General features: G+C 73.3%; 21 protein-coding genes. 14 read left to right on the top strand and 7 right to left on the bottom strand.

Features of this window, described 5'->3' with window-relative positions; genetic code table 11:
* Nucleotides 1–3 precede the first annotated feature (3 nt).
* A complete protein-coding gene (locus BM385_RS07975; RefSeq protein WP_093842617.1) occupies nucleotides 4–1,035 on the bottom strand; it encodes a Bug family tripartite tricarboxylate transporter substrate binding protein in 1,032 nt (343 codons plus the stop codon).
* Nucleotides 1,036–1,114: 79 nt separating this feature from the next.
* Here BM385_RS07975 and BM385_RS07970 point away from each other — a divergent pair, with 79 nt between their 5' ends.
* Together BM385_RS07970 and BM385_RS07965 are read left to right on the top strand one after the other, a co-directional pair.
* A complete protein-coding gene (locus tag BM385_RS07970) occupies nucleotides 1,115–2,782 on the top strand; it encodes a sensor histidine kinase (RefSeq protein WP_093842616.1) in 1,668 nt (555 codons plus the stop codon).
* Entirely contained in the window at nucleotides 2,779–3,462 is a 684-nt protein-coding gene (locus BM385_RS07965; RefSeq protein WP_019436193.1) for a response regulator, read from the top strand. Before BM385_RS07970 ends, BM385_RS07965 begins: the two co-directional genes overlap by 4 nt.
* Here the strand turns inward: BM385_RS07965 and BM385_RS07960 are convergent.
* The 3 genes from BM385_RS07960 to BM385_RS07950 form a co-directional block, all read right to left on the bottom strand.
* The gene (locus BM385_RS07960; RefSeq protein ID WP_093842615.1) at nucleotides 3,441–4,418 is read right to left on the bottom strand and encodes an ArsR/SmtB family transcription factor; all 978 of its coding nucleotides are present in this window, start codon (nucleotides 4,416–4,418) and stop codon (nucleotides 3,441–3,443) included. The genes BM385_RS07965 and BM385_RS07960 overlap by 22 nt on opposite strands.
* 316 nt (nucleotides 4,419–4,734) lie before the next feature.
* On the bottom strand, nucleotides 4,735–7,455 hold the full coding sequence (gene ppdK / locus BM385_RS07955) for a pyruvate, phosphate dikinase (RefSeq protein ID WP_254791510.1): 2,721 nt from the start codon (nucleotides 7,453–7,455) through the stop codon (nucleotides 4,735–4,737).
* A gap of 233 nt (nucleotides 7,456–7,688) precedes the next feature.
* Nucleotides 7,689–8,291: a helix-turn-helix domain-containing protein gene (locus BM385_RS07950; protein WP_093842614.1), complete on the bottom strand. Its 603-nt coding sequence runs from the start codon at nucleotides 8,289–8,291 to the stop codon at nucleotides 7,689–7,691.
* Nucleotides 8,292–8,396: 105 nt separating this feature from the next.
* Between BM385_RS07950 and BM385_RS07945 the strand changes: the two genes are divergently transcribed.
* Genes BM385_RS07945 through BM385_RS07935 form a run of 3 tightly spaced genes read left to right on the top strand, consistent with a single transcriptional unit; the run spans nucleotide 8,397 to nucleotide 10,597 of the window.
* Nucleotides 8,397–9,017: a class I SAM-dependent methyltransferase gene (locus BM385_RS07945; RefSeq protein ID WP_019436197.1), complete on the top strand. Its 621-nt coding sequence runs from the start codon at nucleotides 8,397–8,399 to the stop codon at nucleotides 9,015–9,017.
* Between the two features lie 29 nt (nucleotides 9,018–9,046).
* The gene (locus tag BM385_RS07940; protein WP_019436198.1) at nucleotides 9,047–9,532 is read left to right on the top strand and encodes a DinB family protein; all 486 of its coding nucleotides are present in this window, start codon (nucleotides 9,047–9,049) and stop codon (nucleotides 9,530–9,532) included.
* Between the two features lie 30 nt (nucleotides 9,533–9,562).
* Nucleotides 9,563–10,597, top strand: a complete 1,035-nt coding sequence (locus tag BM385_RS07935; protein WP_093842613.1) for an alpha/beta fold hydrolase — start codon at nucleotides 9,563–9,565, stop codon at nucleotides 10,595–10,597.
* A 215-nt stretch (nucleotides 10,598–10,812) separates the two neighbouring features.
* On the opposite strand, the gene BM385_RS07930 is transcribed toward BM385_RS07935, so the two are convergent.
* Complete coding sequence (locus BM385_RS07930) at nucleotides 10,813–12,027, bottom strand: ROK family transcriptional regulator (RefSeq protein WP_019436200.1); 1,215 nt, start codon at nucleotides 12,025–12,027, stop codon at nucleotides 10,813–10,815.
* 150 nt (nucleotides 12,028–12,177) lie between these two features.
* Between BM385_RS07930 and BM385_RS07925 the strand changes: the two genes are divergently transcribed.
* From BM385_RS07925 to BM385_RS07910, 4 genes are all read left to right on the top strand, one after another.
* A complete protein-coding gene (locus BM385_RS07925) occupies nucleotides 12,178–13,635 on the top strand; it encodes an MGH1-like glycoside hydrolase domain-containing protein (RefSeq protein ID WP_019436201.1) in 1,458 nt (485 codons plus the stop codon).
* The gene (locus BM385_RS07920; protein ID WP_093842612.1) at nucleotides 13,580–15,544 is read left to right on the top strand and encodes an amylo-alpha-1,6-glucosidase; all 1,965 of its coding nucleotides are present in this window, start codon (nucleotides 13,580–13,582) and stop codon (nucleotides 15,542–15,544) included. The genes BM385_RS07925 and BM385_RS07920 overlap by 56 nt, the downstream gene beginning before the upstream one ends.
* Before the next feature lie 40 nt (nucleotides 15,545–15,584).
* Nucleotides 15,585–16,097, top strand: a complete 513-nt coding sequence (locus tag BM385_RS07915) for a tetratricopeptide repeat protein (protein ID WP_019436203.1) — start codon at nucleotides 15,585–15,587, stop codon at nucleotides 16,095–16,097.
* Nucleotides 16,098–16,530: 433 nt separating this feature from the next.
* A complete protein-coding gene (locus BM385_RS07910; protein ID WP_093842937.1) occupies nucleotides 16,531–17,742 on the top strand; it encodes a Cmx/CmrA family chloramphenicol efflux MFS transporter in 1,212 nt (403 codons plus the stop codon).
* A gap of 61 nt (nucleotides 17,743–17,803) precedes the next feature.
* Here BM385_RS07910 and dusB read toward each other — a convergent pair whose 3' ends face one another.
* Nucleotides 17,804–18,952, bottom strand: coding sequence for a tRNA dihydrouridine synthase DusB (gene dusB / locus BM385_RS07905; protein WP_019436205.1), 1,149 nt, complete (start codon nucleotides 18,950–18,952; stop codon nucleotides 17,804–17,806).
* Between the two features lie 92 nt (nucleotides 18,953–19,044).
* On the opposite strand from dusB, the gene BM385_RS07900 reads away from it, so the two are divergent.
* The 4 genes from BM385_RS07900 to BM385_RS07885 all read left to right on the top strand — a co-directional run bounded on the left by BM385_RS07900 (nucleotide 19,045) and on the right by BM385_RS07885 (nucleotide 22,071).
* Entirely contained in the window at nucleotides 19,045–20,079 is a 1,035-nt protein-coding gene (locus tag BM385_RS07900; protein ID WP_093842611.1) for an aldo/keto reductase, read from the top strand.
* Nucleotides 20,080–20,112: 33 nt separating this feature from the next.
* The gene (locus BM385_RS07895) at nucleotides 20,113–20,700 is read left to right on the top strand and encodes a TetR/AcrR family transcriptional regulator (RefSeq protein ID WP_093842610.1); all 588 of its coding nucleotides are present in this window, start codon (nucleotides 20,113–20,115) and stop codon (nucleotides 20,698–20,700) included.
* An 81-nt stretch (nucleotides 20,701–20,781) separates the two neighbouring features.
* A complete protein-coding gene (locus BM385_RS07890) occupies nucleotides 20,782–21,366 on the top strand; it encodes a Uma2 family endonuclease (RefSeq protein WP_093842609.1) in 585 nt (194 codons plus the stop codon).
* A 120-nt stretch (nucleotides 21,367–21,486) separates the two neighbouring features.
* Nucleotides 21,487–22,071 (top strand): Uma2 family endonuclease, encoded by a 585-nt coding sequence (locus tag BM385_RS07885; protein WP_093842608.1) that lies wholly within the window; start codon nucleotides 21,487–21,489, stop codon nucleotides 22,069–22,071.
* 65 nt (nucleotides 22,072–22,136) lie between these two features.
* On the opposite strand, the gene BM385_RS07880 is transcribed toward BM385_RS07885, so the two are convergent.
* Nucleotides 22,137–23,519, bottom strand: coding sequence for a glycine--tRNA ligase (locus BM385_RS07880; RefSeq protein ID WP_019436209.1), 1,383 nt, complete (start codon nucleotides 23,517–23,519; stop codon nucleotides 22,137–22,139).
* Nucleotides 23,520–23,694: 175 nt separating this feature from the next.
* Between BM385_RS07880 and BM385_RS07875 the strand changes: the two genes are divergently transcribed.
* Nucleotides 23,695–24,738, top strand: a complete 1,044-nt coding sequence (locus BM385_RS07875) for a metal ABC transporter substrate-binding protein (RefSeq protein WP_380979850.1) — start codon at nucleotides 23,695–23,697, stop codon at nucleotides 24,736–24,738.
* The last annotated feature ends 2 nt before the right edge of the window (nucleotides 24,739–24,740 follow it).

Here is a 24,740-nt window from a genome sequence, read left to right as displayed (position 1 = left end):
GCCTCAGTCCCGATCCGCCCCGGCGTCCGCCCCGGAGCCGCCGCCGGCTCCGGTTCCGGCGGGGAAGGTGCGCAGCAGCCGCCCGACCCGTTGGTCCTCGGCCGCCAGGAAGCGGCCGAAGGCGTCGCCGGTCAGGTACGCGTCGCTCCACCCGTTGTCGCGCAGGGCGCGCCGCCACTGCGTGGTGGCGTGCAGGGCGTCCAGGACGGCGGTGGTCTCGGCCAGGTCCCGTTCGGCGAGGCCGGGCGGGGCGAGCAGGCCGCGCCAGTTGGTGACCGCGAGGTCGAAGCCGGATTCGCGCAGGGTGGGGGCGTCGATCCCGGCCAGGCGCTGCTCCCCGGTCACCGCCAGCACCCGCAGTTCGCCGGTGGCGATGGCGTGCCGGTACTCGCTCACCCCGCTCATGACGAAGTCCACGTCGTGGCTGAGCAGCGCCGCGAGCAGTCCGCCGCCGCCGTCGTACACGGAGTACCGCACCTCGTCCGGGGCGATCCCGGCGGCCTCGGCGGTCAGCATGAGCGCCAGGTGGTCGGGGCCGCCGGGCCGTGATCCGGTGCCGGCCCGCAGGCCGCCGTCCCGCCAGGCCGCCGTCAGCGCGGCCAGCGAGCGGTAGGGCGAGTCGGGGGCGACGATCACCGCCTCCGCCTCGTCCATCAGCCGGGCGACCGGGGTGGCGTCGGCGATCCGGGTCGGGTTCAGTTCGGCGTGGGTGTTGACGCTGCCGACCAGGCCGAGGCCCATCTGGAGGAGCAGCCGGCCGTTGCCCGCCTCGTGCACCAGCCGGGTCAGCGCCACCGTGCCGGAGCCGCCGGTCAGGTTGAACACCTCGACCGCGTCCACCAGCTCGGTGTCACTGAGGGTGACGGCGAGCGTGCGGGCGGTGTAGTCGTATCCGCCGCCGGGGGTGTTGGGCACCATCAGCCGCAGCTCGTGGTGGGGTACGGGGCCGCTGGCGGCGCAGCCGGCCGCGCCGAGCAGCAGCCCGCCGAGCGCGCCCACGCCGCCCGTGAGCAGGGTCCGCCGCGAGGTGCTCACCGCCCGCCCTTCCGCCGGTCGCCATTGAGGTACCTAGGATGCAACACCAGCGCATGTCCGAAGAAGGGAGGCGGAGCCAGTGATATCCGTACGGCACCGTCTCCGCGCGCGCCCCCGCCTAACCCTGGCCGGCCAGTTCCTGGTGCTCCAGCTGGGGCTGATCGTGGTGGTGCTCGTGGTGATCGCGGCGGTCACCGTGGCGCAGGCGGACGCCGAGTTCCGGCGGGCGGAGGGCGGCCGGCTGCTGAGCGTGGCCGAGACGGTCGCGGCCCAGGACGCGGTACGGGTGGGGCTGGCCGATTCCCGGCGGCAGGGCATCCTGATGACGGCGGCCGAGAACGCCCGCAGTGTCTCCAGCGCCTCCACGGTGGAGATCACCGGCACCGACCGCCGGATCCTGACGGCGGCCGACCCGCGCCGGATCGGCGCCGAACTGCCGCTGGGCGGCTCGGACGTGCTCGCCGGCCGGTCCTGGATCGGCATCACCACGGCGGGCGGGCACACCTCCCTGGTGGCGCACGTCCCGGTGTTCGGCGAGGACGGCCGGCTGCTCGGCATCGTCTCGGCGGGCCGCGACTACCAGAGCCTCACCGAGCGGATCGCCGCCGCCGCCCCGCAGATGCTGGCCTATCTGGGCATCGCCAGCGCGCTGGGGGCGCTCGGCTCGTATCTGCTGGCCCGCCGGATCAAGCGGCAGACGCTGGGCCTGGAGCCGGAGGCGATCACGGCGCTGGCCGAGCACCGGGAGGCGATGCTGCACGGGATCAGGGAAGGGGTGCTGGGCCTGGACCGGCAGGGCCGGGTCACCCTGGTCAACGACACCGCCCGCGCGCTGCTGCGGCTGCCGGGCGACGCCCCGGGCCGTACCCTCGGCGAGCTGGGCGTCGAGCCCCGGCTGCACGAGGTGCTGAGCGGGCGGTCCGCCGGGCACGACCAGGTAGTGTTCACTGCCGACCGGGTGCTGACCCTCAACCGGATGCCGCTGATGACCCGGGGCCAGTACGCCGGCTCGGTGACCACCATGCGCGATCTGACCGAAATAGCCGCACTCCAGCACCAGCTGGAGACCACCCGCAGCGCGACCGACACCCTGCGGGCCCAGGCGCACGAGTTCTCCAACCACCTGCACGTCATCGCCGGGCTCGTCGAGCTGCGGGAGTACCCGGAGGTGGCGCGGTACGTGCGCGGGGTGAGCGGCGCGCACACCGAGCGGGCCGCCGAGGTGATCTCCAAGATCGCCGACCCGTCGCTGGCGGCGCTGCTGATCGCCAAGGCGTCGCTGGCCGCCGAGCAGGGCGCCGCCCTGCGGGTCACCGCCGGCAGCGCGCTGGGGCCGCTGCCCGAGACGCTCTCCTCCGACCTGGTCACGGTCGTCGGCAATCTGGTGGACAACGCCCTGGACGCGGTGCGCGGCGCGGGCCGGGACGGCTGGGTGGAGATCACCCTCACCGAGACCGGCCCCGGCCCGTCCGGCTCCGGCCCCGGCTCGTCCGGTTCCGCCGGCCCGCCGGAGGTCCGGCTCACGGTGCGCGACTCGGGCCCCGGGGTCGCCCCGGAACTGGCCGAGGAGATCTTCCGGCACGGCTTCACCACCAAGGCCACCGCCCCGGCGGCCGGCCGGGGCCTCGGGCTGGCCATCACCCGGCTGGTGTGCACCCGGCGCGGTGGCTCGATCACCGTCGACGGATCGGTCTTCACCGCCCGGCTGCCGCGCGACGACGAGCGGGAAGGAGCCGTGTCCCCGTGATCGAGGTGCTGGTGGTCGACGACGACTTCATGGTGGCCAGGCTGCACAGCAAGCTGGTGGAGCGGGTGCCCGGGTTCACGGTGGTGGGCGAGGCACGTACCGGCGCGGAGGCGCTGGCGGCGGTCGCCGAGCTGCGGCCCGATCTCGTCCTGCTGGACATCTACCTGCCGGACATGAGCGGCCTGGACGTGCTGCGCGAACTGCGCGCGGACGAGGGCTCGGACGTGGACGTCCTGGTCATCACCGCCGCCCGGGAGGCCGAGACGGTGCGCGGCGCGCTGCGCGGCGGGGCGGTGCACTACATCATCAAGCCGTTCGACCCGCCGGTCCTGGCCGAGCGGCTGCGCGACTACGCGCGGCGCTCCCGGGAACTGGCGGCGATCGCGGTGCCCGGGCAGGACGACGTGGACCGGGTGTTCGGCGGCGCGGCGCGCCGTACCCCGCCCCGGCTGCCGAAGGGCCTGTCGGAGCAGACGGCCGAGCTGATCCGGGCGACGCTGGCCGCGCTCGGCGCGGCCGAGGACCTGTCGGCGGCCGAGTGCGCGGCCCGCAGCGGACTGTCCCGGGTGAGCGCGCGCCGCTACCTCGAATACTTCGTCTCCACCCGCCAGGTCGGGGTGCGGCTGCGGTACGGGGCCACCGGACGTCCCGAGCGCCGCTACCACTGGGCGGTCGGCTGAGCGGGCAGCAGTTCGGTGCCCAGCGGGGTGAGCGAGTGCAGCACCTCGTTGCCGCGCCGCACCGAGACCAGCAGCCCGGCTTCCCGCAGCACCCCGGCGTGTTCGCTGGCGGAGGCGGCGGATATCCCGGCCCGGCGGGCGAGTTCGCCGGTGGTGGCGCCGTGCCCCACGCAGCGCAGCACCCGGGCGCGGGTGCCGCCGATCAGCCGGCCGAGCGCGGCGGCGGCCGGTCCGGGGGCGGCGGTGTGCTGGATGGGGTACACCAGGACGGGCCTGGGCCCGTCGTCGTAGAAGGTCACCGGGTGCCGCCAGCAGAAGAACGACGGGATGAGCAGCAATCCACGGCCGTCCAGCCGCAGTTCGCGCGGCACCGGGTAGTCGGCGGCGAGCACCGGGGCCTCCCAGCGCAGTACGGGGCGCAGTCCGCGCAGCAGTCCTTCGACGCCGCCGGAGGTCAGATGCCGGATGCGGACGGCCCGGTCGGCGTCCACCTGGGCCTGGACGGCGGCCCACAGGGCGGGCGGGGCGATGGCGGCGCGGTGGTAGCGGTCGAGGTCGTCGGCGACCTTGTCGAGGGCTTCCCGCTCCCCGTCGGCCAGGCCGCGCACCCAGCCGGGCAGCGCCTGGGGCGACTCGGCCTCCAGGGTCAGCATGTCGGCCCGCAGCCGGCGCCGCGGGGTGGAGCGCAGCAGCTCGACCCGCTCCTCCCAGCCGCCGCCGGCCGCCACGGGGGTGAGGAAGTCCGGGAAGTAGCCGCCGACGGGGACCAGGGCGCGCAGGGTGGGCGGCAGCGCCCGTAACCGCTGGCGGGCCAGCTCCCGCCACCGCCCGTACGCGCCCGGCCCGCGCCGGTCCCGGAAGCGCAGCGAACTGAGCACGGTCTCCCACATCGGGTCCGGCCGGTCTGCCAGGCGTATCCGGGCCAGGTCCTCCCCCGTGACATGGATGCGCAGCACTGAGCACCTCCCAGGCGTGTGACCTCGGTGTTTCAGCGTACGCCGAAATGGTTGGCCGCACCGGTGGTCCGTCCACGAAGGTGGGGGTGCCCGGCGCCTCGGGGGACGGGGGGATCAGCGAACGGCCGTCAGCGCCCTCCGCTGCTGACCGAGCCGCCACCACCCGGCGGCACCCTCCGACCGCGCCGGGCTCACCAACGCCGGAAAGAGGGGGCGGCGCCTCCGCACAGGCGCCGCCCCCTGGGGTCCCCGTGAGGGGCCGGGGTTCCGCCGGGTGAGGGTCGGGGTGGCGGAACTCCCGGTGGCTCGGGCCGCGTTACGCGTCGTGCGTGCGCGCCGTCGCCGCCCGGCCTGCTTCCAGCCGGGCCACGGGGATGCGGAAGGGCGAGCAGGACACGTAGTCCAGGCCCACCTCGTCGAAGAAGTGCACCGACTCGGGGTCGCCGCCGTGTTCGCCGCAGACGCCGAGTTGCAGGTCCGGGCGGGTGGCCCGGCCGGCGCGGGCGGCCGTGCGCACCAGGGCGCCGACGCCGTCCCGGTCGATCGTCTCGAACGGCGAGACGCCGAAGATGCCTTTCTCCAGGTAGGCGGAGAAGAAGCCGGCTTCCACGTCGTCGCGGGAGAACCCCCAGACGGTCTGGGTGAGATCGTTGGTGCCGAAGGAGAAGAAGTCGGCGCACTCGGCGATGTGGCCGGCCGTCAGCGCCGCCCGGGGCAGTTCGATCATGGTGCCCAGCGACAGCGACAGTTCGACGCCGCGCCGCCGCGCGACCTCCGCGATGGCCGCCTCCGCCTCCTCCCGGACGATCTCCAGTTCCCGCACGGTGCCCACCAGCGGGATCATGATCTCCGCGTGCGGGTCCCCGCCGACCGCGCGCCGGTCGGCGGCGGCCTCGGCGATGGCGCGTACCTGCATGGCGAACAGGCCCGGTACCACCAGCCCAAGGCGCACCCCGCGCAGCCCCAGCATCGGGTTCTGCTCGTGCAGCCGGCGCACGGCGGGCAGCAGCGCCCGGTCGTGCGGGTCGTCGCCGGTGGCCACCCGCACCGACAGGTCGGTCAGGTCCGGCAGGAACTCGTGCAGCGGCGGGTCCAGCAGCCGTACGGTCACCGGCCGGCCGTCCATCGCGGCGAACAGGTCGCTGAAGTCACCGCGCTGGAGCGGCAGCAGTGCGCCCAGCGCCGCTTCCCGCTCGGCGTCGGTCTCCGCGAGGATCAGCCGTTCCACCAGCGCCCGGCGCTCGCCGAGGAACATGTGCTCGGTGCGGCACAGTCCGATGCCCTCCGCCCCGAACCGCCGGGCCCGCGCCGCGTCCTCGGCCGTGTCGGCGTTGGCGCGCACGCCGAGGCGCCGCACCCGGTCCGCGTACCGCATGATCCGGTCCACGGCGCGCACCAGGTCGTCGTCCCCGGTGCCGGTGCCGTGCTCGAAGTAGTCGACGACGGCGGACGGTACGACCGGGACCCGGCCCCGGTACACGGTGCCGCCGGCGCCGTCGACCGACAGGATCTCGCCCTCCTCGATCACCTGGCCGTCCGCCGTGGTGAACCGGCGCCCGGCGGTGTCGACCTGAAGGCCCTCGGCCCCGCACACGCAGGTCTTGCCCATGCCGCGCGCCACCACGGCCGCGTGCGAGGTCTTGCCGCCGCGCGAGGTGAGGATGCCGCGGGCGGCGAGCATCCCGTCCAGGTCGTCGGGGTTGGTCTCGCGGCGGACCAGGATGACGTCCTCGCCGCGCGCCGCCCGTTCCACCGCGGTCGCCGCGTCGAAGACGGCCGCGCCGACCGCCGCGCCGGGCGAGGCGGCGATGCCGGTGCCCAGCACGGCGGTCCCGGTGTCCACGGCCGTCGTGTCGAAGCGCGGGAACATCAGCTGGGCCAGCTGCGCCCCGGTCACCCTGCGCAGCGCCTCGGGCTCGTCGATGAGGCCCTGGTCCAGGAGTTGGGTGGCGATGCGGAACGCGGCGGCTGCCGTGCGCTTGCCGACCCGGGTCTGGAGCATCCACAGGGTGCCGCGTTCGATGGTGAACTCGATGTCGCACAGGTCGCGGTAGTGGTTCTCCAGCGTCTCCATGATGCGCAGGAGCCCGTGGTACGAGGCGGGGTCGAGCCGTTCCAGGTCGGCGAGCGGCACGGTGTTGCGGATGCCGGCGACCACGTCCTCGCCCTGGGCGTTGGGGAGGTAGTCGCCGTACACGCCCTGGTGGCCGGTGGCCGGGTCGCGGGTGAAGGCGACGCCGGTGCCGGAGTCGGGGCCGAGGTTGCCGAAGACCATGGCGCAGACGGAGACGGCGGTGCCGAGGTCGTCGGGGATGCGTTCCTGGCGCCGGTACAGCCGTGCCCGGTCGCCGTTCCAGGAGCCGAAGACCGCGCGGACGGCCAGGTCGAGCTGGGTGCGCGGGTCCTGCGGGAAGTCGCGCCCGGTCGCCTCGCGCACCAGTTGCTTGTACGTGGCGACCAGGGCGCGCAGCCGTTCCGCGTCCAGGTCGACGTCGCTGGTGGCCCCGGCCGCGTGCCGGGCTTCTTCCAGGGCGTGTTCGAAGCGGTCCCCGTCGATGCCGAGCACCGTCTTGCCGAACATCTGGATGAGGCGCCGGTAGGAGTCCCAGGCGAAACGTTCATCCCCGGCCTGGGCGGCGAGCGCGGTCACCGAGGTGTCGGACAGGCCGATGTTGAGGACGGTGTCCATCATGCCGGGCATCGAGAACCTGGCCCCGGAGCGCACCGACACCAGCAGCGGGTCGGCGCCCTGCCCGAGCCGCTTGCCCATCCGGCGCTCCAGCGCGTCGAGGTGCGCACTCACCTCGTCGCGCAGTCCGGCGGGTTCGGTGCCGGTGGCGAGGTAGGCCCGGCACGCCTCGGTGGTGAGGGTGAAGCCGGGCGGGACGGGGAGGCCCAGCCGGGTCATCTCGGCGAGGTTGGCGCCCTTGCCGCCGAGCAGGTCCTTCAGGTCCTTGTTGCCCTCGGCGAAGTCGTAGACGTACTTCGCCGGCTGGGTGGGCGGAGGGGAGGGTGGAGATATCGAGGGTGGTTCCACGGTCTGTGTCACGAGACTCGACTCCTTGGAGGGTCCCCCGGACGGGATCCGGGGGCTGGTGCTGTCTGCCCTGACAGCGGGAGAGTACCCCGGCGCACGCTCATCTGAGCGTTAGTTCCATCATACGTGGGGGAGTTCGCGCGCACAAAAGGGACGGAGGTGGTAGCAACTCCCGCGAAACGACACCTGGAAACAGGGAAAGATTGAGTAAAGAGCAGCCCGGCTGCGACCGGTCAGCCCTGCTTGGCCGCCCCGGCCCGGCCGGGACCGGCGCGCAGGTGCGCACGCGTCCCCTGCGGACCGAACAGGACGAGCAGCTCGACCGCGCCGCCGTCCGCGCTGCCCAGCCAGTGGGGCAGTGCGGTGTCGAATTCGGCCGCTTCACCGGATGACAGGACCAGGTCGCGCTCTCCCACCAGCAGCCGCAGCCGCCCGTTGAGCACGTACAGCCATTCCGAGCCCTCGTGGGTCTGCGGCGTCGGCACCAGCGGTTCCGGGCTCGCCGGAATGATCATCTTGAAGGCCTGGGTGCCGCCCGGCCGCCGGGACAGCGGCACGAACACCATGCCGAACCGCCGGATCGGCTTCAGATGGATACGGGGATCGCCGGTGCGCGGGGCGCCGACGAGGTCGTCCAGGGGGACGTCGTAGGTACGGGCCAGCGGGAGCAGCAGCTCCAGGGTCACCCGGCGCCGCCCGCTCTCCAGCCGGGACAGCGTGCTCTCCGAGACCCCGGTCACCGCCGCGAGTGCGGCCAGGGTGATGCCGCGTTCGCGGCGCAACGCCCGCAGCCGGGGCCCCACGGAGCCGAGCGCGTCCTCCGGTTCACCGTTCATCACGCCATCTTGCAGGAACTGCAAGACGGCGTGCCAATGCACGACGAGCCGGGCCAGAGTGAGCCGCGTTCCCCCGCAACGGCGAGAGAGAAGAAGGAGTGCTCGATGAGCACCACTGACGCCGCCGCGTTCTGGAACGGCCTGTACACGGGCCGTCCGGCGCCCGGCGATCCGCAGCCGAACGTAACGCTGACCGAGACGGTAGCGGGTCTGCCGCCCGGCACCGCGCTGGACCTGGGGTGCGGTGAGGGCGGTGACGCGCTCTGGCTCGCCCGTCACGGGTGGCAGGTCACCGCCGTCGACGTGTCGGCGGTGGCGGTCGGACGGCTGGCCGGCCTCGCCGCCTCGCACGGCGTGGCCGGGCGCGTCGCGGCCGAGCGGCACGATCTGGGCGAGACCTTCCCCGGCGGTGCGTTCGACCTCGTCTGCGCCCACTACCTGCACACCCCCTTCGAGCTGGACAGGGCGGCCGTGCTGCGGGCAGCCGCGCACGCACTGCGCCCCGGCGGGCGGCTGCTGGTCGTCGACCACGGTTCGGTCGCTCCCTGGTCATGGGAGCAGGACGCCCGCTTCCCGTCCCCCCACGAGGTCGCCGCCGGGATCGCCCTGGACGCGGGGACCTGGGCGATCGAGCGTGCCGCCGCGCCCCGCAGGACCGCCACCGGACCGGAAGGGCGTACGGCCGAGGTCACCGATCACGTCCTAATCATCCGCCGCGCCGGCTGAACCCGCCCGGCCCACCGAGAGAAGGCACGATGCCCGCCACCCGCCGCGACACCCCGCCGCCCCGCACCGGGAACAGTGAGACCGAGGTCCTGCGCGGATTCCTCGGCTACCTGCGTGACTCGATCGCCGCGAAGGTCGAGGGCGCTCCCGAACCGCAGGTCCGCACGTTCAGAACGCCCTCGGGCACGAACCTGCTCGGCCTGCTCCACCACCTCACCGCCGTCGAGCGGGCCACGTTCCTCGGCGAGGAGATCACCGACTGGCAGGCGACCTTCGACGCCTCGCCCGGGGACAGCGTGGCCGATGTCGTCGCCCGCTACCGGGAGACCGTCGCGCGCGCCGACGCCGTCCTCGACGCGTGCACCGGCCTCGGCGCACCCCTGCCCCGCCCGCAGACGCGCGGACCCGCTCCCAGCGTCCGCTGGGCACTCGTCCACCTGATCGAGGAGACCGGTCGCCACGCCGGGCACGCGGACATCCTGCGCGAGCTGACCGACGGCACCACCGGACGCTGACCCCACCACCGCACCGGAAGCACAGGACACATGACCACAGCAGAACGGCACTTCAGCCGCCCCTCGTCCCGTCTCGCCCGCACCCTGACCGCCCTCGCGCTCGCCCTGGCCCTGACGACCGGGGCCACCGCCTGCGCCACGCAGGACACCGGCGTGCCCGCCCACGCCGCCGCCACCCACGCGGACCCGGAGTTCACCGGCACCTTCCAGCACGAGTTCGCCGACGTCGAGGGCGTCCGCATGCACTACGTCAAGGGCGGCAGCGGTACGCCGGTGGTCCTGCTGCACGGCTGGCCGCAGACCTGGTACGGCTGGTGGGAGATCATGCCGGAGCTCGCCGAGCACCACACCGTCTACGCCGTCGACCTCCCCGGTCTGGGCGACAGCACCGGCTCGCCGACCGGTTACGACAAGGCCACCCTGGCACGGTATGTGCACACGCTGATCGCCGAGCAGCTCGGCGTGCGTGACGCCCGGATCGTCGGACACGACCTGGGCGCCGCGGTCGCCTTCCAGTACGCCGCCCAGTTCCCGCAGGACACCGAACTCCTCGGCTACCTCGATCTGCCGCTGCCCGGACCCGCGCTGGACGGCGCCGCGTACCGCTCACTGAGCTGGCACATCGCCTTCCACTCCCAGCCCCGCGTCCCCGAGACCGTCGTCGGGGACAACGTCCGCGACTACCTCGCACTGTTCTACCCCCAGGTCGCCTTCGAGGGATCGTCGTTCGGCGGCACCGCGCAACACTCCCCGTTCAGCGACGAGGAGATCGACGAATACGCGCGCACCTACAGCCGGCCCGATGTCCTGGCGGGCGGCTTCGAGCTCTACCGCAGCCTCGACCAGGACGCCGCCGACACCGAGGCGGCAGCACCGGTGGAGGTCCCGGCCCTGCTCATGACGGCGCAGGGGCAGCTGGAGGGCGTGCGTTCCACCGTGGCCGGGCACCTGACCAACATCGTGCGGGCGGTGGATGTGCCCGGGGCGGGCCACTGGCTGGTCGAGGAGAATCCCGCATTCGTCACGGAGGAGTTGCTGCGCTTCCTCGGCCACACCGGGTCGTAAGACCTCCGGTACCGGCCGGATGTGCTGCGGCCGTGGCGGAAGGGCGGAATGGGCGTGACGATCAACCGATGACCGTACGCGCGAACGGGGCGCTCTCCCGCTGCCGCGCGCCCCGATGGTGCCCGTGTCCGCCCCTCCGCCGTGCGACGCACCGCACCCGGGGCCCCTGCCGGCCGCAGGCCGGGGGGAGCCCCGGGCCCGACCGGCGCCGTTTCTCAGACGCGGCCCAGCCGCGCGTCCGCCCGGTCCGGGGCGTAGAGGTACTCCACGACCATGGCCCCGGCCCCGGCGAGACCCGCCCGGTCCCCCAGCCGCCCGGTCACCACCTGGAGTTCCGCCGTGATCCGCGGCATCGCCCGCTGGTACAGCAGCTCCCGCACCCCGGTCAGGAACGGCGGCCCCGCCAGATCCCCGGCGATCACCAGCACCCCCGGGTTCAGCAGGGTCACCACCGTGGCCAGCACCTCCCCCACCTGCCGCCCGGCCGCCCGCGCCAGACGCACCGCGTCCGGCTGCCCGATCGCCAGCTGATCGCGCACCCCGGACCCGGACGCCACCGGCACCCCGGCCGCCGTCAGCTGCTCCGCCAGCGCCCGCCCGCTGGCCACCGCCGCCAGACAGCCGTAGGAGCCGCACCGGCACAGCGCGTCCGGGAACCCGCTCAGCCGGATGTGTCCGATGTCCCCGGCACCGCCGTCGATCCCCCGGTACATCTCCCCGTCGACCACGACCCCGGCGCCGATCCCGGTACCGACCTTGACCAGCAGAAACGCCGAGCAGTCCGGGAATCCCAGGCGCTGCTCGGCGTACGCCATCACATTGGCGTCGTTCTCTATCAGCACCGGCAGCCGCTCCGCCGTACGCTCCCCGCCGTGCCGCACCAGCGCCGCGCGCAGCTCCGCCCGCACCGGAAACCCGTCCCAGCCCGGCATCATCGGCGGCTGGACGATCTCCCCGGAGCCGAAATCGACCGGCCCAGGCACCGACAGCCCGACCCCGCACACCAGCCCCAGACCGGTGCCGGCCTTGGCCAGCAGCTCCACGAACCAGGACGCCAGCCGGTCCAGTACCACCACGGGACCGTCGTCGATCAGCAGCCGGCCGGAGTGCTCGGCCAGCACCTCGCCGTTCAGATCGAGGACAGCCGCCCGCGCGTGCCGGGTCTCCAGATCGGCAACCAGCACCACCGCGTGCGACCCGTCGAACTCCAGCCTGACCGCGGGGCGCCCCCCGGTCGGATCGGCCACCGGATCACCGGCGTGCTCACGCACCCATCCGGCGCGGAAGAGCTGGTCCAGACGCGCGGAGACGGTGGACCGTGACAGCCCGGTGACCCGCTGCAACTCCCCCCGGGTACCCGCCTGCCCCCGCCGGATCAGCCGCAGCAGATGCCCTGCGCTGGCCTGGGTCGCGGGCTTGGGCTGGCTCATGGGCACCGGTCCGTCTCCGGTAGCGATCTGATGACGTTCGCCACTTCATCTTGTGATGGAGATATTACAGCGCTACTTTTGCGTGTTAAGTAGACGTAACTCTACGGTGTCATCGACAAAAACGGCGGCCCCGACCTGCACGGAGTACACGTGGAACGTGCCGACCAGCCCAGCACCCGACACCCCCTCACCCCCGACGCGATCTCCGCCTACGACGGTGCCTGCCACGTACTCCTCGACAACTGGACCGGCTCCTCCACCGTGCCCTCGCGCGGCCTCTACCCGCACCAGTGGAGCTGGGACTCCGGGTTCATCGCCATCGGCCGCCGCCACCTGTCGCCGCCGCGCGCCCAGCAGGAACTGGAGACGCTGCTCGCCGCCCAGTGGGGTGACGGCCGCATCCCGCACATCGTGTTCAACCCCGAGGTGCCGCTGGACGCCTACTTCCCCAGCCCCGACTTCTGGCACAGCACCACCGCGGGACGCGGCGCCGGAGCCGGCGCGCCCCGCCACGTCGAGACCTCCGGCATCGTCCAGCCGCCCATCCACGCGCTCGCCGCCTGGCTGGTCCACCGGGCCGACCCCGACACCTCCCGGCGGCGCGGCTTCCTGCCCCGCGTCCACCCCAGGCTGGTCGCCTGGCAGCGCTACCTCACCGAACGCCGCGACCTCGGCGGCCACGGGCTGGCCGCCATCGTCCATCCGTGGGAATCCGGCATGGACAACAGCCCCAGCTGGGACCAGCCGCTCGCCGCCGTGCCGCCCGCCGCGCCCGGCTCCTTCACCCGCGCCGACCTCGCGCACGGCGCGCCCTGCGACCGGCCCACCGACCTCGACTACCGCAAGTACGTCCGGCTCGCGCTCGACTACCGCGACCACGGCTACCGCGACGACCTCGCCCCGCACCCCTTCGCCGTCGAGGACCCGGCCTTCAACGCCCTGCTCATCGCCTCCGAGCACGCGCTCGCCGAGATCGCGATGGAGATCGGCGAGGACCCCTCCGACCACCTGGTGCGCGCCGAGACCGCCACCACCGCGCTCCGCAAGCGGCTGTGGGACGAGGAGGCCGGCCAGTTCTTCAGCTACGACGTACGAGCCGGCGCCCCGGTGCGCGAACGCAGCGCCGCCGGGCTGATCCCGCTGATCGTCCCCGGGCTGCCCGAGCACATCAGCGACGCGCTCATCGCCACCATGACCGGCCCGCACTTCGGCCTCGGCACGGCCACCACCCTGGTGCCCAGCTACGCGCTCACCGGCGCCGCCTTCGACGCCAGCCGCTACTGGCGCGGGCCCGCCTGGTTCAACGTGAACTGGCTGCTGGAACGCGGCCTGCGCCGGTACGGGGCAGCGCGCCGCGCCGCCGCGCTGCGCGCCGCGATGCTGCGGGCCGCCACCGACTCGCGGTTCACCGAGTACGTGGACCCGTACACCGGCGCCGCCCGCGGCAGCCGCGCGTTCGGCTGGACGGCCGCGCTCACCATCGACCTGCTGGCCCAGGGCGCCACCGAGGGCCTGAGCACCACCACAACCGAACACACCGAGCCGCGGCCACATGCCGCAGGGGGGCTTCGTGACCACCTCCACGCATCACCAACAGCTCGTCCATGACGGGACCTTCGCCGCGGTGGGCCCCTCGGGTGACATCACCGGCGAACGCGGAGTCCGGCCCGACGGCCTGTTCGCCCGGGACGCCCGGCACCTCAGCCGCTGGCAGCTGACGATCGACGGCAGCACCCCGACCGTCCTGGTGCCGCCCTCGGACGAGCTGACCGACACCGCCACCGCGGTCGTCACCCGGCAGGGCAGCCGCGCGGAGGCACCCGCGCACACCGTCTTCCGGCGGCAGACCGTCGGCTCCGGCGCCCTCACCGAGCGGCTGCGGCTGCGCAGCAACCGGGGCGAGGAGTCGACCGTCATGCTGGCCCTGACCGTGGACGCCGACTTCGCCGACCAGTTCGAACTGCGCGCCGACCACCGCTGGTACGAGAAACCGCACGCGGTACGCACCCGCCGGTTACTCCCCGACGGCGTCGAGTTCGGCTACCGGCGGCGGGACTGGGAGGCCCGCACCGTCGTCACCGCCGAACCCGCCCCGGACGCCGTCGAGGAGACCGGCAGCGGCGCCCGGCGGCTGTGCTGGCTGCTGCGGCTGCCGCCGCACGGCACCGCCGAACTGCTGCTGAAGGTCACCGCCCACCCGCACGCCACCCCCGCGCCCCGGCCCGTCCCCGTGCCGCCCGACCGGCCGGGGGCCGACCCGGCCACCGACTCCTCCGGCTGGCCGGAGCTGGACCTGGCCTGCGCCCGGGGCCTGGCCGATCTCGACGGGCTGCGGATGGCCGCCACCGGACCCGAGGGCGAGACCGTCGCCGTACCGGCGGCCGGCGTGCCCTGGTTCCTGACCCTGCTCGGCCGGCACGCCCTGATCACCTCGCTCTTCGCCCTCCGGGACCGCCCGGAGCTGGCCCACGGCACCCTGCTGGCGCTGGCCGCCACCCAGGCCCGTACCGAGGACCCGGCGCGGATCGCCCAGCCCGGCAAGATCGTCCACGAGGTGCGCCACGGCGAACTCGCCCACTTCCGGCAGGTGCCCTACGACCGCTACTACGGCTCGGTCGACAGCACCCCGCTGTTCCTGGTGCTGCTGGAGGCGTACGCCGCCGCCCACGACCCGGAACCGGCCGCCCGGCTCCAGGCGCACGCGCGGGCCGCGGTGCGCTGGATGCTGACCGACGGCGGCCTGGAGGAGCACGGCTATCTGCGCTACCGCGCGGACGAGGGCGGGCTGGCCAACCAGAGCTGGAAGGACTCCGCCCGCGCCATCTGCTACGCCGACGGCTCCCCCGCCAAGGGCGTCATCAGCGCCGCCACCGCCCAGGGGTACGCGTACGACGCCCTGACCCGTACCGCGCGGCTGGCCCGCACCGTGTGGGACGACCCCGGCTACGCGGACCGGCTGGAGGAGACGGCCGCCGCCCTGCAGAACCGTTTTCTCCGCGACTTCTGGCTGCCCGCCGACCGCTTCCCCGCACTCGCCCTGGACGGCACCGGCCGCCGCGCCGACGCGCTCGGCTCCGACGCGGGCCATCTGCTGTGGTCCGGCATCCTCGACCGGGAACGGGCCGAGGCGGTCGCGGACCGGCTGCTGTCCCCCGCGTTCTTCTCCGGCTGGGGCATCCGCACCGTGGCCGGCGGCCAGGGCGCCTACCACCCGCTCTCCTACCACCGGGGCGGTGTGTGGCCGCACGACAACGCGGTCGCCGCGCTGGGCCTGGCCCGGTATGGGCTGCACGCGCAGGCCCGTACGGTGGCCGGCGCGATCGTGGACGTGGCCGCCCGCAGCGGCTGGCGGCTGGCCGAGGTGATCGCCGGCTACGACCGCGAGGACAGCCTGGGCCCCGTCCCGTACCCGCACGCCTGCTCCCCCCAGGCATGGTCGGCGGCGGCCCCGCTGGCGCTGCGCACGGCGGTGGGCGCGGCGGTGCGGCCGGTACGGGAGGCGGCCGCCACGGCATAACCGGGTGACGGCCGGGCGGGCGCCGTGCGAGAGTCGGGCCATGCGGAGCGACGACCCGTACGACGGCGGCTGGGACGAGCGGCTGGCAGCCCTGTGGGATGCCATCGACCAGCTCGAACCGGCTGTCTTCCGGGCCCGGATGGGTGCGCTCGCGGCCGAGCGGCCGGGCGAGGCACGCGCGCTGTTCGAGCTGGCCTCCGCCCACGACGCCACCGACCGCGAGGAGGAGGCGGCCCGCTACTACCAGGAAGCCTTCGCCGCCGGGCTCTCCGGTGACCTGCGCGTGCAGGCCGTCATCCAGTACGCCAGCACCCTGCGCAACCTCGGCCGGGCCCAGGAGGGGGCGGACCTGCTCACCGCCGAACGCGCCGCCGCGGGCGCGGGCGGGCCGCTGGTGGACGAGATCAGTGCCTTCACCGCGCTCGCGCTGCTCGACCTGGGGCGTGACCGGGAGGCGGCGCTGCTGGCCCTGCGTGCGCTGACCCCCCATCTGAGCCGCTACCGGGCCTCGGTGACCGGATATCTCGACGTACTGGAGCGGGAAGGCTGCTAGCCTGACCGGCATGTCGAGCCCCGAGGCGTCCAGAAGCTAGGGCCTGTCCGGCGGATCTTGGTGGATCAGCCCTCGTCGTCGGATGCGGTCAGCTGCAAGGCGGAGCGTCGTCCTCATACCGGGTCGTATTCGGACGATGCGACAACGCAGCAGATGGCCGTAGCCGGCGTCGAGGGCCCGCCAAGATCCGCCGGACAGGCCCTGACCACCGGTCATCCGGTGGCGCAGGCCGAGCCCTCTCGACGGATTCCCACAACCCGGCACGCTCCGTGCCGCACCGTGCTCTCTCCGTTCTCCGTGCGCGCCCCCGCCCCTCGGCGCGGGCGGTGCCGCCTGCCGTGCCCCGCGCCCGATCGACCGGTGCCGTGAACCCCTCCGGTAACCCACCGATCATCCACGGAGCTTCTCCATGTCCCACGAACCCAGGGTCCGCATGCCCCTGGCCGTGCACCTCCTCGCCCTGGCGGTCTTCGCCCAGGGCACCTCCGAGTTCATGCTGGCCGGCCTGGTGCCGGACATCGCCGCCGACCTCGGAGTCACCCTCGCCGACGCCGGCCTGCTCACCTCCGCCTTCGCGGTGGGCATGGCGGCCGGCGCCCCGCTGATGGCGCTGCTCAGCCGTACCTGGCCGCGCCGGGCCACCCTCACCGGCTTCCTCGCCGTCTTCGTCCTCGCCCATGTCGTCGGCGCGCTGACCGGCAGCTTCGCCGTCCTGCTCGCCACCCGGGTGGTGGGGGCACTGGCGAACGCCGGGTTCCTGGCCGTCGGGCTGAGCACCGCCACCGCGCTCGTCCCCGAGCGGGCCAAGGGCCGGGCCCTGGCCGTGCTGCTCGCGGGCACCACGGTCGCCTGCGTCGCCGGGGTGCCCGGCGGGGCGTGGCTCGGCCAGCTGTGGGGCTGGCGGGCGGCGTTCTGGGCGGTGGCGCTGGTGACCCTGCCCGCCATCGTGGCGGTGCTGGCGTCCGTCCCGGCGGCGCCCGGCGGCGCGGACGCCCCGGCGGCCGGGGCCCGTACCGAACTGCGGGTGCTGCGCCGCCCCCGGCTGCTGCTGGTGCTGCTGCTCGGCGCGCTGGTCAACGGTGCGACGTTCTGTTCGTTCACCTACCTCGCGCCGGTCGTCACGGACGTGGCCGGGCTCGGCGCCGGTACGGTCCCGGCGCTGCTGATGCTGTTCGGCACCGGCGCGTTCCTCGGGGTGCGGATCAGCGGCCGGTACGCCGACTCCCGTCCGCTGCCGCTGCTCACCGGTGGCGGGGTGGCGCTGGCGGTGGGCTGGGCGGTGTTCGCGCTGAGCGCCGCGCACCCGGTGGCGGTGGTGGCGCTCGCCCTGGTGCAGGGCACGCTGTCGTTCGCGGTGGGCGGCACGCTGATCTCCCAGGTGCTGTACGCGGCGGCCGACGCGCCGACGCTGGCCGGGAGTTTCGCCACCGCCTGCCTCAACATCGGCGCGGCGGCGGGGCCCTGGCTGGGCGGCGTCGCGCTCACGGCGGGCGCGGGACTGCGCGCCCCGCTGTGGCTGAGCGCCGCGCTGGTGACGGCGGCGCTGCTGACGGCGGCGACGGCGGGGGCGGCGACGGCGGTCGCCCGCGCCCGGCGCGGCGACCGGGACGGCAGAGACGAGCCGGCCCCGGCGCCGGCCGGCTGACCGCGGCGGCGGGCCCCGGAACGCATGAGGGCCGGGCCCTCCGCCACCGGCCCGCCCGGCCCTACCCGCCGGAGGTGTCCAGCTCCGCGTCCGCCGCCACGCCCGCGCAGTCGTACGGGTCGCCCAGCCAGCCGTCCGGCAGGGCGACCCGGTTGCGGCCCGAGGTGCGTCCCCGGGGGCCGTCCGCCCCCGGGGGCCACTCCTGTGTCAGGTCCAGCTCGCCCAGCAGCGCGGCCAGCTCGTCCAGCGAGCCGGCCACCGCCAGCCTGCGGCGCGCCTCCGAGCCGACCGAGAAGCCCTTGGTGTACCAGGCGACGTGCTTGCGGAAGTCGATGACGCCGCGCGCCTCGTCGCCCAGCCACTCCCCCAGCAGCCGGGCGTGCCGCACCATGACCTCGGCGACCTGCTCCAGCGAGGGGCGCGCGTACGCCTGCGGCCCGCGCCCGTCGAAGGCGGCCACCAGGTCGCCGAACAGCCACGGCCGGCCCAGGCAGCCGCGTCCCACGACGACCCCGTCGCAGCCGGTCTCGCGCATCATCCGCACCGCGTCGTCCGCCGTCCAGATGTCGCCGTTGCCGAGCACCGGAATCTCCGGGACGGCCTCCTTCAGCCGGGCGATCGCCGACCAGTCGGCCTCGCCGCCGTAGTGCTGCGCCGCCGTGCGGCCGTGCAGCGCGATCGCCGTGACGCCCTCCTCGACCGCGATCCGGCCCGCGTCGAGGTAGGTGAGGTGGTCGTCGTCGATGCCCTTGCGCATCTTCATCGTCACCGGCAGGGCGCCCGCGTGCCGGACGGCCTCGCGGAGGATGGCGCGCAGCAGCGGGCGCTTGTACGGCAGGGCCGAGCCGCCGCCGCGCCGGGTCACCTTGGGGACGGGGCAGCCGAAGTTCAGGTCGATGTGGTCGGCCAGGTCCTCGTCCGCGATCATGCGCACGGCGCGGCCGACGGTGCCGGGGTCGACCCCGTAGAGCTGGATGGAGCGCGGTTTCTCGGCGGCGTCGAAGTGGACGAGCTGCATGGTCTTCTCGTTGCGCTCGACCAGGGCCCGGGTGGTGATCATCTCGCTGACGAACAGCCCGCGGCCCCCGGAGAACTCCCGGCACAGGGTGCGGAACGGCGCGTTCGTGATCCCGGCCATGGGGGCGAGCACCACGGGCGGGTCGACGGTGTGCGGTCCGATCTGCAGGGAGGGTACGGGCGGTGCGGTCATCCGCCCATTGTCCCGTACCCGGCCGGCACCGGCCGCCCCGCATCGGCTGACAGATATTGAAATCTGTCATTCCATGTGCCACGCTCGGCGGCATGACGACGACCCCCTCCACTCCCGTCCGCACCCTCGGTACCGGCCCCGGCCTGCCGGTCTCCGCCCTCGGCCTCGGCTGCATGGGCATGTCGGGCATGTACGGCGACAGCGACCGCGCGGAATCCCTCGCCACCGTCCACGCCGCCCTGGAGGCCGGGATCACCCTCCTGGACACCGGCGACTTCTACGGCATGGGCCACAACGAACTGCTGATCGGCGAGGCCCTGCGCTCCCTCTCCGCCGACCTGCGCGAGCGCACCCTCATCAGCGTGAAGTTCGGCGCCCTGCGGGATGTGGACGGCGCGTTCCTCGGCTACGACGGCCGGCCCGCCGCCGTCCGCAACTTCGCCGCCTACTCCCTCCAGCGGCTGGGCACCGACCACATCGACATCTACCGCATCGCCCGCGTCGACCCGGACGTTCCCATCGAGGAAACGGTCGGCGCCATCGCCGATCTGGTGCGGGCCGGGCACGTCCGGCACATCGGCCTCTCGGAGGTCGGCCCCGGCACCATCCGCCGCGCCGCCGCGACCGCGCCCATCACCGACCTCCAGATCGAGTACTCCCTCATCTCCCGGGGCATCGAGGACGAGATCCTGCCGGTCTGCCGCGAACTCGGCATCGGCGTCACCGCCTACGGCGTGCTCTCCCGGGGCCTGATCAGCGGCCACTGGCAGCCGGACCGCCCGCTCGGCACCCGGGACTTCCGCGGCGCCACCCCGCGCTTCCGCGGCGACAACCTGCGCCACAACCTCGGCCTGGTGGAACAGCTGCGGGCACTGGCCGGCGAACGCGGCTGCTCGGTCGCCCAGCTCGCCATCGCCTGGGTGCTCGCCCGCGGCGAGGACATCGTCCCGCTGGTGGGCGCCCGCACCCGCAAGCGGCTGAGTGAGGCCCTGGGGGCGCTGGACGTTACGCTCGACGACGGCGATCTGGCCGCCATCGAGGCGGCGGTGCCGCCCGGAGCGGCGGCCGGCGAACGCTACCCGGAGTCCCAGATGGCCCATCTGGACAGCGAGAAGAAGAGCAGCTGACCGCCCCAGCTGCCGGAACGCGGAGGACGCCCGATGCCGCCGGAGCCGCTGACCCCCGAGGACATCCTCCGCGCCACCGAGGACGTGCTGCGCCGCTACGGCCCGGCCAAGGCCACCGTGGTGGACGTGGCGCGCGCCCTCGGGGTCAGCCACGGCACCGTCTACCGGCACTTCCGCACCAAGACGGCGCTGCGCGAGGCGGTCATCCGCCGCTGGCTGCACACCACCACCGGCCGGCTGGCCCGGATCGCGGACGGCCCGGAGCCGGCCGGGGAGCGGCTGGAGGCGTGGCTGCGGGCGCTGTTCGCGGCCAAGCGGCGCAAGGCGACCGACGACCCCGAGCTGTTCGCGACGTACCAGGTGCTGGTCGAGGAGCACCGCGAGGTGGTGTCCGAACACATAGCGGATCTCATCGGCCAGCTCACCACGCTGATCGAAGCGGGCCGCGCCTCGGGCGAGTTCGCCCCGGGCCCGCCGGACGCCGAGACCACCGCACACGCCATCCACCGGGCCACCGCCGTCTTCCACAAACCGGCACACGCCGCCGAGTGGTCGCACCCCGAGACCGCCGACGCCCTCACGACGGTCATCGCCCTGCTGCTGCGCGGCCTGCGGGCCTGAACACCGCGGCCGAGGGGGGCTGTCGGTAGCCACTCCTACACTGTGTGTGGTTACTGGCCCGGGCGCCCGAGGAGGTGCATCATGACGATGGTGATAGAGCGACCGATGGCGATACCGTCCCCGGCACTGTTCGAGGAGCTGTGTCAGACGCTGGAGGAGATGGAGGTGCCCGAGGGGTATCGGGCGGAGATCACCGGGGGAAAGATCATCATGTCGCCATGGTCGCAGGGGTACTACCTGGACATCATGGACTCCCTGGCGGATCAGCTCCGGCCGCACCTTCCCGCGGGGCACCGGGTGAGTGTCGCTCCCTGTCTCTACATCTTTCCCGAGCTGAGCCGTGCGTTCGGCCCCGACCTGCATGTGGCGGACGCCCAGGCCACCCGGATCCGCAGTCCGCGGCTGCCGGGGCACGCCCTGTCCCTGGTCGCCGAACTGACCTCGGCTTCCACGGCGGACGTCGACCGGTACGACAAGGTGGAGTGCTACGGGGTGGCGGGCGTCCCGGTCTACCTCCTGGTGGACATGCAGAAGGGCAGCCTCACCGTGTACACGGCCCCCTCCGCCCAGGGCTACCAGCAGCAGAACACCGTGCTGTTCGGCCCGACGGTGGCGCTCCCCGCCCCGTTCGACTGCGCGATCGACACCGCCGACTGGGAGAAGTAACCCGGCAACAGCCGTGGCCCGGCCCCGCCGACGCGGGACCGGGCCACGGTGGGGCGGGCTGTCGGTAGCCGCTCCTACACTGTGTGTGGTTACTGGCCCGGGCGCCCGAGGAGGTGCATCATGACGATGGTGATGGAGCAACGGGAATCGATAGGGGCTCGCACCCCGGCATCGTTCGAGGAACTGTGCCGCATGGTGGAGGAGATGGAGGTACCGGACGGCTTTCGGGCCGAGATCATCGAGGGGAAGATCGTTGTGTCACCGTGGTCGAAGGGGACCTACCGCCCGGTGATGCGCAGCATCGTCCAGCAGCTCTCCGGCCATGAGCCCGAAGGCCATGTCATCGACACCGGCCCGCATCTGTTCACCTTCGCCGGGCAGGGACGCGCGTACGGTCCCGACATCCATGTGTCGGACGAGTCCGCGACGCTCGTCGACAGCATCCATCTCCCCGGTGAATCCCTCTCCCTGGTCGCCGAGCTGACCTCCGCCGCCACGGCCGACATCGACCGGGTCGACAAAGTACTGGCCTACGGCAGGGCGGGGGTTCCGGTGTACCTGCTGGTGGACATGCTCGAATCCACCGTCACGGTGTACCACTCCCCCAGCGGGACGGGGTACCGCCGGCACAACACCTTGCTGTTCGGCGACAGCTTCACCGTCCCCCGCCCGTTCGACTGCAAGCTGGACACCTCGGGCTGGTAGCGACCGTCACGGCCGTGGCCCGGCCCCGCCGACGCGGGACCGGGCCACGGGGGGACGCGGGGCGCTCAGCAGCCGATCAGGCGGCTGGCCAGGTACGACTCGATCTGGTCGAGCGAGACGCGCTCCTGCTTCATGGTGTCGCGCTCGCGCACGGTCACCGCGTTGTCCTCCAGGGTGTCGAAGTCGACGGTGACGCAGAACGGCGTACCGATCTCGTCCTGGCGGCGGTAGCGGCGGCCGATGGCGCCCGCGTCGTCGAACTCGATGTTCCAGTGCTGGCGCAGCGCCGTCGCCAGCCCCTTCGCCTTCGGGGACAGCTGCGGGTTGCGGGACAGCGGCAGCACCGCGACCTTGACCGGGGCCAGCCGCGGGTCGAAGCGCATCACGACGCGCTTCTCCAGCTTGCCCTTGGCGTTGGGCGCCTCGTCCTCGACGTAGGCGTCGAGCATGAACGCCAGCATCGCCCGGCCGACACCGGCGGCCGGCTCGATGACGTAGGGGGTCCAGCGCTCGCCGGCCTCCTGGTCGAAGTAGCTGAGGTCCTGGCCGGAGGCCTTGGAGTGCGCGCTCAGGTCGTAGTCCGTGCGGTTGGCCACGCCCTCCAGCTCACCGAACTCCGAGCCGCCGAAGTTGAAGCGGTACTCGATGTCGGCGGTGCGCTTGGAGTAGTGCGACAGCTTCTCCTTCGGGTGCTCGTACCAGCGCATGTTTTCCTCGCGCAGGCCCAGGCCCCGGTACCAGTTCCAGCGCTGCTCCATCCAGTAGATCTGCCACTGCTCGTCCTCGCCGGGCTTGACGAAGAACTCCATCTCCATCTGCTCGAACTCGCGGGTGCGGAAGATGAAGTTGCCCGGGGTGATCTCGTTCCGGAACGACTTGCCCATCTGGGCGATGCCGAACGGCGGCTTGCGGCGCGAGGTCTGCTGCACCGAGGCGAAGTTGGTGAAGATGCCCTGCGCGGTCTCCGGGCGCAGATACGCCACCGAACCCGAGTCCTGAGTCGGGCCGAGGTGGGTGGACAGCAGGCCGGAGAACTGCTTGGGCTCGGTGAAGGTGCCCTTGTTGCCGCAGTTCGGGCAGTTCAGGTCGCTCAGGCCGGCGGCCGGGAGGTGGCCGTGCTTGGCCTCGTACGCCTCTTCCAGGTGGTCGGCGCGGTAGCGCTTGTGGCAGGAGGTGCACTCGGTGAGCGGGTCGGTGAAGGTGGCGACGTGACCCGATGCCTCCCACACCTCGGTGGCCAGAATGACGGAGGAATCGATCCCGACCACGTCGTCGCGCGAGGTGACCATCGAACGCCACCACTGGCGCTTGATGTTCTCCTTCAGCTCCACGCCCAGCGGACCGTAGTCCCAGGCGGCGCGCTGCCCGCCGTAGATCTCGCTGCACGGGTAGACAAAGCCACGGCGCTTGCTGAGGCTGACGATAGTGTCGATCTTGTCGGCGGCCACGGTGCTCTCTTCAGGACGACGATGGAGTGGCCCCAGATTACCGGCGTACGAGGGGGCCGCAGCAAATCGTGAGGGCCGGATCACCGGCGGGTATCGGGGCCATCGGGATGCCATCGGGAGGTACCGGTCACATACCCGGTCCAACGTTTGACAATGGTTTCCATCCCACTTGAAAATGGCTGTCATGAGCAGACGACGCCGCCCCCGGATATCCCCCGCCCGCACTCTCGCCGCCGGCGCGGCGGCCCTCGGAGTGCTCACCCTGACCGCCTGCGGATCCGACTCCGGGACGGCCGGGGACGGCGGCGCGGACGGCGCCCTGGAGGTGACGGCGTCGTTCTATCCGATGGAGTTCCTGGCCGAGCGGATCGGCGGCGAGCACGTCTCGGTCACCACGCTCACCAAGCCCGGCGTGGAGCCGCACGACCTGGATCTGAGCCCCAAGGAGACCGCCCGGCTGACCGAGGCGGACGTCATCGTCTACCTCAAGGGACTCCAGCCGGCCGTCGACGAGGCGATCGCGCAGTCCGGCGTCCAGCACATCGTCGAGGCCACCTCGTTCACCTCCCTGGAAGCGCACGGGACGGACGAGGACCACGCGCACGACGACGAGCACGATGAGCACGACGAGCACGCCGACGACGATCACGACCATGATCACGACCACGCTGACGACGGCCACGGTCACGACCACGGCGCCGAGGACCCGCACATCTGGCTGGACCCGGTGAAGTACGCGGAGGTCGCGCAGGGCGTCGGCACCGCGCTCGCCGAGGCCGACCCGGACAACGCCGCCGACTACGAGGCCAACACCGAGGCCCTGATCGCCGAGCTGACCACCCTCGACGAGGAGTTCACCACCGGCCTCGCCGACACCGAGACCAGGACCTTCATCACCACCCACGCCGCCTTCGGCTACCTCGCCGAGCGGTACGGGCTGCACGAGGAGGCCATCGCCGGCATCGACCCCGAGTCGGAGCCCAGCGCCGCCCGGCTGCGCGAGCTGCACGAGGTCGCCGAGCAGGACAACGTCAGCACCGTCTTCTTCGAAACCCTCGCCAGCGACGCCACCGCCCGCACCCTCGCCGACGACCTCGGGCTGAAGACCGGCGTGCTCGACCCGCTGGAGGGAATCACCGACCAGTCCGCCGGCGCTGACTACCTGGAGGTCATGCGCGCCAATCTGGCGGCCCTGCGCGACGCGCTCGGCGCCTCCTGACG

Origin of the sequence: Streptomyces harbinensis (assembly GCF_900116145.1) — a bacterium.
Lineage (GTDB): Bacteria > Actinomycetota > Actinomycetes > Streptomycetales > Streptomycetaceae > Streptomyces > Streptomyces carpaticus.
The sequence above is the reverse complement of the archived record's forward strand: the minus strand, read 5'-3'. Positions and strand labels throughout refer to the sequence as shown.